The sequence below is a fragment of the Georgenia sp. X1117 genome, from assembly GCF_057784635.1.
On sequence record NZ_CM173492.1, the window covers coordinates 1,568,008 to 1,579,903 of the forward strand.

12 protein-coding genes are annotated in these 11,896 nt (G+C 72.6%); 3 read left to right on the plus strand and 9 right to left on the minus strand.

Going from position 1 to position 11,896, the window contains the following annotated elements:
- Positions 1-238 precede the first annotated feature (238 nt).
- Positions 239-1,333 carry an IS110 family RNA-guided transposase gene (locus tag AC3D3D_RS07160; RefSeq protein WP_463662327.1) on the plus strand — a complete coding sequence of 365 codons (1,095 nt, stop codon included), beginning with the start codon at positions 239-241 and terminating at the stop codon, positions 1,331-1,333.
- A 14-nt stretch (positions 1,334-1,347) separates the two neighbouring features.
- Positions 1,348-2,316 (plus strand): DUF4031 domain-containing protein, encoded by a 969-nt coding sequence (locus AC3D3D_RS07165; RefSeq protein WP_463662787.1) that lies wholly within the window; start codon positions 1,348-1,350, stop codon positions 2,314-2,316.
- Here AC3D3D_RS07165 and AC3D3D_RS07170 read toward each other — a convergent pair.
- The 9 genes from AC3D3D_RS07170 to AC3D3D_RS07210 all read right to left on the minus strand — a co-directional run bounded on the left by AC3D3D_RS07170 (position 2,313) and on the right by AC3D3D_RS07210 (position 10,924).
- Positions 2,313-3,566 (minus strand): MFS transporter, encoded by a 1,254-nt coding sequence (locus tag AC3D3D_RS07170; protein ID WP_463662786.1) that lies wholly within the window; start codon positions 3,564-3,566, stop codon positions 2,313-2,315. The genes AC3D3D_RS07165 and AC3D3D_RS07170 overlap by 4 nt on opposite strands.
- A gap of 101 nt (positions 3,567-3,667) precedes the next feature.
- Complete coding sequence (locus tag AC3D3D_RS07175; protein ID WP_463662785.1) at positions 3,668-4,570, minus strand: ABC transporter ATP-binding protein; 903 nt, start codon at positions 4,568-4,570, stop codon at positions 3,668-3,670.
- Positions 4,570-5,448: an ABC transporter permease gene (locus AC3D3D_RS07180; protein WP_463662784.1), complete on the minus strand. Its 879-nt coding sequence runs from the start codon at positions 5,446-5,448 to the stop codon at positions 4,570-4,572. The genes AC3D3D_RS07175 and AC3D3D_RS07180 overlap by 1 nt, the downstream gene beginning before the upstream one ends.
- Positions 5,448-6,275, minus strand: coding sequence for an ABC transporter permease (locus AC3D3D_RS07185; RefSeq protein WP_463662783.1), 828 nt, complete (start codon positions 6,273-6,275; stop codon positions 5,448-5,450). The genes AC3D3D_RS07180 and AC3D3D_RS07185 overlap by 1 nt, the downstream gene beginning before the upstream one ends.
- Positions 6,276-6,474: 199 nt before the next feature.
- The gene (locus AC3D3D_RS07190; RefSeq protein WP_463662782.1) at positions 6,475-6,882 is read right to left on the minus strand and encodes a universal stress protein; all 408 of its coding nucleotides are present in this window, start codon (positions 6,880-6,882) and stop codon (positions 6,475-6,477) included.
- A 70-nt stretch (positions 6,883-6,952) separates the two neighbouring features.
- Positions 6,953-7,690: a maleylpyruvate isomerase family mycothiol-dependent enzyme gene (locus AC3D3D_RS07195; RefSeq protein WP_463662791.1), complete on the minus strand. Its 738-nt coding sequence runs from the start codon at positions 7,688-7,690 to the stop codon at positions 6,953-6,955.
- A gap of 35 nt (positions 7,691-7,725) precedes the next feature.
- Positions 7,726-8,544 (minus strand): fumarylacetoacetate hydrolase family protein, encoded by an 819-nt coding sequence (locus tag AC3D3D_RS07200; protein WP_463662781.1) that lies wholly within the window; start codon positions 8,542-8,544, stop codon positions 7,726-7,728.
- On the minus strand, positions 8,541-9,650 hold the full coding sequence (locus AC3D3D_RS07205; RefSeq protein ID WP_463662780.1) for a cupin domain-containing protein: 1,110 nt from the start codon (positions 9,648-9,650) through the stop codon (positions 8,541-8,543). Before AC3D3D_RS07205 ends, AC3D3D_RS07200 begins: the two co-directional genes overlap by 4 nt.
- A complete protein-coding gene (locus tag AC3D3D_RS07210; RefSeq protein WP_463662779.1) occupies positions 9,647-10,924 on the minus strand; it encodes an FAD-dependent monooxygenase in 1,278 nt (425 codons plus the stop codon). The genes AC3D3D_RS07205 and AC3D3D_RS07210 overlap by 4 nt, the downstream gene beginning before the upstream one ends.
- A 127-nt stretch (positions 10,925-11,051) precedes the next feature.
- Here AC3D3D_RS07210 and AC3D3D_RS07215 point away from each other — a divergent pair, with 127 nt between their 5' ends.
- Positions 11,052-11,864: an IclR family transcriptional regulator gene (locus AC3D3D_RS07215; protein ID WP_463662778.1), complete on the plus strand. Its 813-nt coding sequence runs from the start codon at positions 11,052-11,054 to the stop codon at positions 11,862-11,864.
- Positions 11,865-11,896 lie beyond the last annotated feature (32 nt).

The following is an 11,896-nucleotide window of genomic DNA, read 5'->3' on the forward strand; positions in this document are numbered from 1 at the left end:
CAGTGTGAGGCTTCGTGGTGCCGCGGATGTCGCGGTGGTTGGATCCTTTCCATCCGGTGATTGGCTCCTAACGTGGCTGCTGCTCCTGGCTGAGTTGGCCTGCATGCGTATTGCCGTCGCCGGATGGGAAGGACCGGCCGGCGTGACTTGATATGAGCGTGCAGCTGGCCCACTGAGGTTTGTCCGCCGACCGGCCCGACCGTTCGACCCCCACTCGGATTCAAGGGAGGCAGTCACCATGGTGGTGCTGATCGGCGCGGACGTCCACAAGAAGTCACACACCTTCGTCGCGGTCGACGCGGCGGGTAAGCAGATCGGGCAGGTCACGGTCCACGCGACCCACAGCGGTCATGAGAAGGCCTACCGATGGGCCCAGAAGAGTTTTATCGAGCAGGACCGCCGGTGGGGGCTGGAGGACTGCCGCCACCTCACCGGCCTGCTCGAACGCGACCTCCTCGCTCACGGAGAGCCAGTGGTCAGAGTGCCGGCAAAGCTGATGGCCCGCCAACGCGCCACCGCGCGCACCCGTGGGAAGTCCGACCCCATCGACGCTCTCGCCGTCGCGCGGGCGATGGCTCGCGAAGAGGATCTGCCGACCGCGTCCACCGATGAGCAGGCACGAGAGGTCAAGCTCATCCTGGCCCGCCGGGAGGACCTGGTCGCGGAGCGGACCCGGGTGATCAACCGCCTGCGCTGGCACCTGCACGAGCTCGATCCCGAGGTCGACCCACAACCACGCGCGCTGATCCATCGGCCGGCCCAGGCACGGGTGCGGGAGGTGATCGAAGCCAGCGAAGGAATCGTCGCGGAGATCGCGGGCATGGTCCTGGCCGATCTCGAACGGCTCTGCCACTTGATCAGCGAGCTCGACACGCGGTTGCGGGCCATGGTCCGAGAGGTCGAGCCGGTGCTGCTGGAGATCCCCGGCTGCGCAGACCTGTCGGCCGCGAAGATCATCGCCGAGACCGCCGGGATCACACGATTCGCGAACGAGGGGAAGTACGCGATGTTCGCCGGCTGCGCCCCGATCCCGGTCTGGTCGGGCAAGACAGAAGGTCGAGTCCGCCTCAACCGTGGCGGGAACCGGCAGCTGAACTGCGCGATCCACCGCATCGCCATCACCCAGATCCGCCTCGAGGGACCAGGCAAGGACTACTACGAACGCCTCCGCGAACAGGGCAAGACCGTCATGGAAGCCCTCCGCTGTGTCAAGAATGCCATCGCCCGCCGCATCTGGCGCACCCTCACCCGAGCCCACCGGCAACGCGCCCTCACTCCCCCTCCGATCCCCCTGACCCCCACCTCAACGACTTGCGTCCAGCAAGCCGCTTGACATAGGAGATACGCATGGCCCTGCTCGTGGACGACCCCCTGTGGGAGGCGCACTGCACGACGTGGGCGCACCTGGTCTCGGACTCCTCGCTGGAGGAGCTGCACGACTTCGCCGCGGCCCACGGACTGCCGCCGCGCTCCTTCGACCTCGACCACTACGACGTGCCGGCCTCGGCGCTGCGGCGCCTCGAGGCGGGCGGCGCGACGCGCGTCGACCGGCGCACCCTGCTCACGCGGCTGGCCGCCTCGGGTCTGCGGGTGCCGCAGGTCGATCGCCCGGCCGCGCGCCGGGCGCAGCGGCGTCGGCGCCTGACCGCGAGCTGGGCGGACCTCGCTGAGCTCCTGGCCTTCGAGGCCGGGGGCGGCTGGGACGCCGACGCCTCGCGCGAGTGGGACGCGCTCGGGGCCGAGCTGCTCGAGCGGTGGGACGAGCCCCATCGTCGCTACCACGACCACCGGCACCTCGAGGAGATCCTCGGCCACCTCGACGACCTCACCGTCGACGGCGCCCTGCACTCCCCCGTCGTCCTGCTCGCCGCGTGGTTCCACGACGCCGTACATACCGGGCGCACCCCGGACGACGAGCAGGCCTCGGCCGAGCTCGCCCTCGAGCGACTCGGCCGGCGCGGGCTCGAGGAGGCCCTGCCCCCCGGCACGGCCGCCGAGGTGGCCCGCCTCGTCCTGGCCACGGCCGACCACCGGGCCGAGGACCCGGCCGCGGCCGCGCTGTGCGACGCCGACCTGGCGATCCTCGCCGCGCCCGCCGCGCGCTACGCGCAGTACACCGCGGACGTGCGCGCCGAGTACCCGGGGGTCGGGGACGCGGACTTCGCCGCCGGTCGTGCGGCCGTGCTGCGCTCGATCGGCGCGGCGGCGCACATCTTTGCCACCGCGCCGGGGCGGGCCCGTTGGGAGTCGCGGGCGCGTGCGAACATCGCGGCCGAGCTCGAGCCCCTCACGGGCGCGGCCGGCGATCCGTCCTAGCGCCCGCCCTCGCGGCGCGGGGCACCGATGGGGCGGTCGCCGGTCGCCGGCACGCCGGCGAGGACCTGGCAGATCGCGAGCCCGACGCCCACGAGGCAGCCGGCGAACCAGTCGCCCGTGACGCCGTAGAGCCCGCCGAGCGCCGCCGGGCCGAGCGCCGCGAGGGCGTAGGCGGCCGACTGCACCATCGCCGAGACGCTGCGGCCGTGGACGGCGTCGATCGGGCGGACCGCGATGAGCGTCATCCCCATCCCGATCCCGATGCCCTGACCGACGCCGGCGATCACCGCCCACAGCGGCCATGCGGCCGGTGCGAGCAGCAGCCCGGCGAAGGTCACCCCCCAGAGCACGCCGGGCGCCGGGGAGGCGCGGCGGTAGCTGCCGAGCACGCGGACGAACAGCGGGGTGAGCAGCGAGCCGGCGATCCCCAGCAGGAAGTACAGGGTGAGCGCGAACCCGCCCTCGGTCCGCCCCACGCCGGCGCGGTCGGCCAGGATCGCGGGCAGCCACGCGGCGGCGATGTAGAACAGCGTGGACTGGATGGCGAAGAACAGGGCCAGCCACCAGGCGTCGACGTCGCCCCACGGCGAGCGCCGCGCCGTGCCGACCGCCGGCATCGCGGGCTCCGTCGCCGCCGTCGCGTCCGCGGTCGCCGCCGTCGCCCCGCTGCCGGGCACCGCCGTACCGCCGGACGCCTGAGCGCGTCCCCCGCGGCCCGGTCGCCGGGCACGGGCCGCGGCCATCCGGACGCCCCACAGGATCGCGGCGAGCGCCGCGGGCACGGCGAGCAGCGCCAGCATGGTGCGCCAGCCGTACCGGTCCTCGATGTCGACGGCGACCAGGGAGGCCAGCGCCGCACCCGTCGAGAGGGCCGCGGTGGACAGCGGCATGAGCAGGCCCACCCGTCCCGGGGGCGCGTCCCTGCGCACGACGACGGGCTGGAGCACGTTGGCGACGGTGATCGCCGCCCCCACCGCCACCGTGCCCGCGAACAACAGCGTGGCTCCGCCCCAGGGGCGGAGGGCGACCGCCAGCGTGAGGAGCACGAGCCCGCCGAGCATCGTCACGTCGACGCCGAGGCGCCGCACGAGCGCGGGCACCACGAGGCCGACGACGGCGAAGCACAGCAGCGGGACGGACGTCAGCGCGCCGGTGAGCGCCGGGCCGATCCCCAGGTCGTCGGCGAGGAGGTCCTGGACCGGTGGGATCGCCGTGATCGCCGGCCGCTGGTTGAGCCCGATGAGCAGCACGGCCGCGACGAGCAGACCGAGGCCCGCCCCGGATGGGGCGGGCCTACGGTCGTCGAGCCCCCGTGGTGGCAACGGGACCTCCCCTTTCGCTGCTGCGGGGCTCAGCCCCCGGTGGCGCCGTGCCCGTGCGCCGCGGCGTCGTCGGCGGCCTGGTCGGCCGCGGTGCGGCCCTCGGCGTAGATGTAGTCCTTGCCCTCGCCCCGGTACCCGCCCTTGGCCTTCTGCACGAGCGTGTGTACGTGGGTGCGCAGCTCGGCGAAGCGCGGGTCGTTGCGGGTGACGAGCTGGCTGCGCTCGTCGGGCAGGTCGACGACGACGTCCTCGAGGATGATCGTCGGCCGGTGCGAGAGCACGAGCACCCGCTGGCCGAGGTAGATCGACTCGTCGATGTCGTGCGTGACGAACAGCAGCGACATGCCCAGTCGGCTCCACAGCTCGCGGACGAGGTCCTCGAGGTCGGCGCGCGTCTGCGCGTCGACCGCAGCGAACGGCTCGTCCATGAGGAGCACGTGCGGCTCGTATGCCACGGCGCGGGCGATGGCCACGCGCTGCTGCATACCGCCGGAGAGCTGCCACGGGTAGGAGTGCGGCACGTCGCCGAGCCCGACCGCCGAGAGCGCGGCCTCGACCTTCTCCTTGCGCTCGGTCTTCGGCATGCCCCGCTCCTTGAGCGGCAGCTCGACGTTCTTGTAGACGGTCAGCCAGGGGAACAGCGAGCGCGCGTACTCCTGGAAGACGACCGCCATGCCCTTGGGCGGGCCGCTGATCCGCTCGCCCTCCATCTGCAGCGAGCCGCTGGTGGGTGGCAGGAGCCCGGCGATCGAGCGCAGCAGGGTCGTCTTGCCGGCACCGGAGGGTCCGACGATGCAGACCATCTCGCCCGCCTTGAGCGAGAAGGAGATGTCGTGGATCGCCTCGTTGGCGTCGGGACCCGACCCGTAGACCTTGTTGAGGTTGTTGACGGTGAGGATCTCGGAACCGACCTCAGGACGGTGGGTGGACATCAGTTACCTCCTCGCTGGGCCCGGTTCATACCGGAGTACCAGGAGAGCACGAAGTGCTCGACGACACGGAAGATCAGGGACAGGATGACGCCGACGACTCCGAGCAGGATGATGCCGGTCCACATCTGGGGGATCGCGAAGCTCCGCTGGAACTGCACGATGGTGAAGCCGAGGCCGTTGTTGGCCGCGAACATCTCGGAGATCACCATGAGGATGATCCCGATGGACAGTGCCTGACGGGCACCGGCCATGATCTGCGGGCTCGCGCCGCGCAGCAGCAGCGTCGAGAACTTCGTCTGCGGGCGCAGCCGGTACACCCGTGAGGTGTCCCGGAGCAGCTCGTCGACCCCGCGGACACCCTCGATGGTGTTGAGCAGGATCGGCCACGTGCAGCCCATGGCGATGACGAAGATCTTCATCGGGTCACGGATGCCGAGGAAGAGCATGAGCACGGGGACGAGCACCGGCGGGGGGATCGCGCGGAAGAACTCGAGCGTCGGCTCGAGGAACGCCCGCACGCGCGGGTAGGAACCGATGAGCATCCCGAGCAGGATGCCGACGACCACGGCGAAGCCGTAGCCGATGAGCAGCCGCTCCACCGAGGGGATGACGTCGGTGAGGATGCGCCGACCGGTGCCGCGCTCCTCGAGCCAGGTCGGTCGGAACTCGCCGACGATGCGCTCGAGCGGGGGGAAGAACGGGTTCGTCGAGCCGGCGGAGAGGAACCACCAGCCGGCGATGAGGATGATCGGCAGGGCGATCGCGAGCAGGATCTTCAGCCACAGCGGCCGGCCCTTGCGCCGCGCCTTCTTCGCGGGCGGGGTCGGGGCGGCGGCTCCGACGGGGGCTCCCGTCGTGGCGCCAGGTGTCGTGGTCATCAGGCGTTCGCCTCCCGTCGGACCGAGGTGTGCCAGAACAGGAGCCGCTTCTCCACCGCGCGCGCGGCGAGGTTGACGAGGACCCCGAGGATGCCGGTGACGAGGATGAGCCCGTACATCGAGGCGACGGCGCCCGACTGCTGGGCCACCGAGATGAGGTTGCCCAGACCGGGTGTGCCGATGATGAGCTCACCGGTGATCGTGAGGATGAGCGCGACCGAGGCCGCGAGACGGAATCCCGTGACGACGTACGGCAGCGCCGTGGGCCACACGACCTGGTAGGCCTGGACCCACCAGCGGAACTTGTAGGTCCGCGCCGTGTCGCGCGCGACCGGGTCGACGTCCTGGGCGCCGTACATCACCTGGAGGAGGATCTGCCAGAACGACGCGTAGACGACCAGGAGCAGGGTCGACTCGCGTCCGGTGCCCAGCGTGAGGACGACGAGCGGGATGAGCGCGACCGAGGGGATCGGCCGCAGGAACTCGATGGTCGACTGCGTGAGGTCCTTGACGATGGGGATCGAGCCGATGACCATCCCGAGGATCGTGCCGGCGACCATGGCGATCGCGAGGCCGATGAACCACGTGAGCAGCGTGTCGCCGAGCGCGATCCAGAACTCGCCGCCCTGGACGCGGGTGGCCAGCGTCGAGATCCACTCGGAGAACGGCGGGAGGAACCGCGGGTTGACGACACCGGTGCGCGGGAGCAGCTCGGCGAGCGCGATGACGACGACGAGGCCGGCCACGCCGAGCAGCTGACGCTCGCGTGCGGCGCGCGCCCTGCGGCGGCGCGCCGGGCGGACGTTGGTGGGGACGACGACCGTCATGACCGATCACCTCTCCCGCCGGGGGGTCGCGCGGGTCGGCCGGGCCCGCGGCGGGGCCGGCCGGTGCGCATGGGGGTGGTGCGCATGCTGGGGAACTCCTTCGTTCTGGATGCTGTCGTCCGCGACAGCCTCGCCGACTGTAGCGCTCGTGCGGCATGGCGCGGCCCGCGGACCGAGCCGCGGGCCGCGCCAGGTGCCGTCAGTCGCCGGGGGCGCCCTTGACGGCGAGGACGGGGACGTCGGCCTTCATGAGGATCTGCTGGGCGTTGGAACCCAGCAGGAGCTTGCCGACCTGCGAACGGCGCCGGAGGCCGATGACGATGAAGTCGGCGTCCTCCTTGCTGGCCACCTCGACGAGGTCGTCCGCGGGGTCCTGGCCCTTGATGAGGGTGCGCACCTCGTGCTCGACGCCCGCGGCCTCGAGGTCCGTGCGCACGCGTGCGAGGTCGTCCTCGAAGCGCACGGACTCCTGGGGGTCCCAGGTGCGCCCGCCGTGCTGCGAGTTGACGACGATGAGCTTGGTCTGGCGCAGCCTGGCCTCCGCCGCGGCGCGCCGCAGCGCTGACCGGCCCTCGGGGGTCGGGACGTAGCCCACGACGATCGACATGGGTGCTTCCTTCCGGTGGTGTCGGACGCCCGGCCTCCCTGCCGGGTCCGGGGACATCCTATGGAGCGGCCTAGAGCCAGGCGGGCAGGTCCGGGAGCCGGTCGCCCTCGGCGGAGAGCCGGCGGGCGCCGCGGCCGGTGAGCCAGCGTACGAGGTCCGCCTGGGTGCCGCTCACCCGGGGACCGCCGTCGCCGACGACGACCTCGCCGTCGCGGTCGGTCGCGTCGAGGACGAGGCCGACCCCAACCCCCTTCCGCTCCCACACGGCCCGCACGTCCGCGGCGAGGCGGTCGAGCAGCTCGGGCGGGAAGTCGCGGTAGGAGCCGTGGTTGTCGAGGTCGACGGCGTGGATCCACACCTCGCGGGTGCGCATCCAGGCGGTCTCCCGCACGGGGACCGTCCGGCCCTGCGCGGTGACGACGTCGTGGTCCCACTGCTCGTCGGTGAGGTCGCGCCACTCGACGTTGAGGTGGACCACGGAGTGGTCGACCAGGTTGCGCAGCGCGATCGGCGGGAGCGTGGCGCCGAGCTCGATCTCGGCGTCGCGCTGACCCGGCGCGTACATCGGCGTCTCGACGCCGGTGCGCGCCCACTCCGTGAGCCGGGTCAGCGCACGGGCGTTGTAGCCGACGTGGGCGACCAGCTCGCGGCGGGTCCACCCGGGCAGGAGGCTGGGGCCGTCGAGCTCGGCGTCGTCCAGCTCACGCAGCTTGCGCAGGAAGTACGCCGTGCCCGAACGGGCCCACCGCAGCTCGAGGGCGGGCGCCTGCTCGGCGTCGTACCTGGCCCCCGCCCCCTGCCGCTCCATGAGGGCCCGGACGGCCGCCTCGTCGTAGGGCGAGCTCACGCGCGGACCGCCCGGTTGGCGAGCTCGCCGACGCCGTCGATCGTCACGGTGACCTGCTGGCCCTCGCCGATGTACACCCCGGGCTTGCGGGCGTGGCCGACGCCGCCGGGCGTGCCGGTGAGGACGATGTCGCCGGGCCGCAACGTGAAGATCGTCGAGATGTACGAGACCAGCGCGGCCGGCCCGAAGACGAGGTCGTCGACCGGGGTGCGCTGCATCTCCGCGCCGTCGAGGCGGGTGACGAGCTGCGCGCCGTCCGCGAGCTCGTCGGGCGTGACGAGGTGCGGGCCCACGGGCGTGGACGCCTCCCAGGCCTTGCCCTGGAACCACTGGGTGGTGCGGTACTGCCAGTCGCGCATGGTGATGTCGTTGGCGACGGTGTACCCGGCGATGGCCTGGGCGGCCTCCTGCTCGTCCGCGCGGCGCACGGGCGTGCCGATGACGAGGGCCAGCTCGCCCTCCCAGTCCACCTTCGGGGACTCGGGGGGCAGCACGATGTCGTCGTACGGCCCGATGAGGGCGTCGGCGTACTTGGTGAACAGGGTCGGGGCCTCGGGCAGCTCGCGACCCATCTCGAGGATGTGGTTGCGGTAGTTGAGCCCCACGCAGATCACCTTGGCCGGCGTGGTGACGACGGGCGCGAGGTCGGCGCCGGTGAGGTCGTGCCGCTCGCCGTCCGCGGCGGCCGCCTCACCCAGCCCGCCGCCGCGCAGGAGGTGCGCGACGTCCCCGTAGCCGGGGACCTCCACCCCCGTGTCCCCCTCGACGCGGACGACGAACGTGCCGCCTCCGCGGCGCAGCGTGGCGAGCCTCATCGGGTGCCTCCCTCGAGCTTGGTGCGGTTGAAGTGCAGACGCTCCATGATCGGGGCGTCCGAGAAACGGAACAGGTCGAACTGCGACTCGGCCTGGAGGGACCAGTCGACCCAGGACGGGACGACGAACATGTCGCCCTTCTCGAGCGGGTGCTCCGTGCCGTCCATGACGACCTGGCCGGTGCCCTCGAAGACCTGGAAGACGGTGGAGCCGACCTCGCGGCGGGCCTGCGTGGCCGCGCCGGCGCGCAGGCGGTGGAACTCGGCGCGGATGGTGGGCATGACGTCCCCGCCGGTGGTGGGGTTGACGTAGCGGATGGCCGCGTGGCCCTGCTCGACGGTGGCGGGCTGCCCCTCGTCCTCGAGCAGGAGCTGCTCGGTGAGCGCGCGGTCGGTGTACTCCCAGCGGTAGGCGCCGATCGGTGAGGACACCGTGTCCTGGAGGCCGGACAGCGGGCGCAGACCGGGGTGGGTCCACAGCCGCTCGCCGCGCGAGTAGTTCGGGGTGGCGTAGTCGGTCACGCGCTCGGAGCCGAACTCGAAGAAGCCGACGTCGGTGTAGTGCGAGAAGGGGATGTCGAGCCCGTCGATCCACGCCATCGGCTGGTCGGTCTCGTTGTGGTGGCCGTGGAAGTTCCAGCCCGGGGTGAGCAGGAAGTCGCCGCGGGACATGCGCACCGGGTCGCCGTTGACGACCGTCCACACGCCCTCGCCCTCGACGACGAACCGGAAGGCGTTCTGCGAGTGCCGGTGCTCCGGAGCGGTCTCCTTGGGCCCGAGGTACTGGATCGCCGCCCACAGGGTCGGCGAGATGTAGGCGTTGCCCGGCAGGCCCGGGTTGGACAGGGCGATCGCGCGGCGCTCGCCGCCGCGGCCGACCGGGACGAGGTCGCCGGAGCGCTGGGCCAGGGGCAGGAGGTTGCCCCACTTCCACACGTGGGGGACGGCCTTGGGCGCCGGGTGCATCGGCATGAGCTCGTCCAGCTGCGTCCACAGCGGGATGAGGTTCTCCTTCTCGAAGTCCGCGTAGAGCTGACGCAGCTCCGGCGTGTCCTCGGGAGCCATCGAGTTCTCGGTCGTGGCGTGGTCCTGCTGCTCGAGGGTCATGACCTTCCTCCTTGATCGGTCGCGGGGTAGGCGGGTGGCAGGGGGGCGGGCGGGCGTTCCGACTCGCCGACCACGGGCCCGTAGAGCCAGTCGACGAACGAGTAGTCGGTGATCTCGCGGGAGGCAAAGACGTGGTCGCGCATGTAGACGGAGGCGGGGTCCTCGACGTGCCAGATGTCGCCCCACACGCGGCCCACGGTCTGCACCGAGCCGGCCGCGTCCACCCGGTCGTCCTCGTAGGCGGCGAGGGCGGCCTCGATCGCGGCGGGCGTCCACTCCCCCTCGATCGCGGCGAGGCGCGCGGTGAGGGAAGCGCCGTCGAGCAGGGACTGGCCGGCCCCCTGGGCGAGGTACTGGAGCATGGCGTGCGCGGCGTCGCCCAGGAGGGTGACCCGGCCGTCGGTCCAGCGCTCGAGCGGCTCGCGGTCCGCCATGGGCCACCGGTTGATGCGCCCGAGGGAGGGGATGGCGCTGCTGACCGGCTCCGCCATGTCGGCGTAGGTGGCGTCGAGCTCTTCGGGCGTGCCCCAGTCCTCCTTGCCGTCGAGGTACTCCTGGCTGCGGAAGACGGCCACCTGGTTGTAGAGCTTCCCGGCGCGCACCGGGTACTGGACGAGGTGCAGGCCCGGCCCGAGCCAGACGTTGACGTCGTCGAGCGCGAGGTGCGCCGGCGCGTCGTCGAGCGGGACGGCGCCCCGGTAGGCGACGTAGCCGGAGGGGACGGGCTCGTCGTCGACGAGCAGGCCGCGCACGACCGAGCGCAGACCGTCCGCGCCGACGAGCACGTCGCCGGTGAACCGGCGTCCGTCGGCGGTCACGGCGGTGGCCCCGTCCGCGTCCTGCTCGACGCGCTCGACCCGCGCGTCCGTGCGCAGGTCGACGACGTCGAGCTCGCGCGCCGCCTCGACGAGGGCGTTGTGCAGGTCGGAGCGGTGCAGGACGATGTACGGCCCGCCGTAGCGGGCGCGGGCGTCGGCCAGGTCGAGGTGGGTGAGCTCGCGGCCCGTGGCCGCGTTGCGGAAGACGAGCCGGTTGGGCACCACCGAGAGCGGCAGGATCTTCTCGAGCACGCCGACCTCGTCGAGCATGCGCGTGATGTTGGGGGCCAGCTGCAGGCCCGCCCCGACCTCGCCGAACTCCGGCGCCTGCTCGAGGACGGTCACGCTGATGCCGGCGCGGCCGAGCATGAGCGCCGCGGCGACGCCGCCGATCCCGCCGCCGACCATGACCACCCGGGTCCGGGCCGGCGCCCCCTGGGTCTCGTCCTCGTTCATGCACGCCTCCTCGTCGAAGCCGGACGTCGCGCACCCGGTGCGCGAGCTGCTGCGCCGACGATCGTCGGCCTGGCATGACCTTAGTCCCGCTATTCCATTCAGCGCAAGGGTTAGTTAGGCTCATTCCATGCAGCGGAACTCAATGGAGAGCGGGCCGGCCGTCGTCGAGTCGGTCGACCGGGCGCTGCGGCTGCTGACCACGCTGAGCACCGACGGCGCGGCCGGCGTCGTCGACCTGGCCCGTGAGATCGGCGTCGCGCCCTCGACCACGCACCGGCTCCTCGTCACCCTCGCGGCCCGGGGATTCGTCGTCCAGCTCGCCGACCGGCGCTACGACGTCGGGCCGGCGCTCCTCGCGCCCGGCATCGCCCGACGCGGCGGTTCGGCGGCCGAGATCGTGCGTCCCTACCTCGAGGACCTGCGCGCCGCCTGCGGCGAGACGTGCCACGTGCTGGCCCGCACCGGCGCCGAGGTGGTGTTCGTCGACAGCGTCGAGTCGGAGCAGGGACTGCGGGTGACCTCGCGGACCGGCATGCGGATGCCGGCCTGGACCACGTCCGGCGGGAAGGCGATGATCGCCGAGCTCGGGCCCGAGGAGAGCCGCTCGCTGGTCCGCGGCCCGGCGGCCGGCGAGGCGCAGGAGCCCGGTGAGCCGGAGTCGCCCGGGTGGGTCGCCGCGCTCGAGCGCGAGCTCCGGCGGATCAGGGAGCGCGGCTACGGCCTGAACGAGAACGAGTCCGAGCAGGGGGTGACCGCGCTCGGGGCGTCGCTGGGGTTCGTCGCCGGGCAGCACGTGGCGCTGACCGTGTCGCTGCCGAGCGCGCGCGCGACGCCCGAGCTCCTCGACCGCCTCGGCAGGGCCACGCTCGAGGTCGCCGGGCGCGCCCGCGCCGCCCTCGGCACGGCGTCGGGCACCGCCGCGGGGGCGGCCGGCGCCTGAGGTCCGGCGCCCGGGGACGGCTTCTGAGGTCC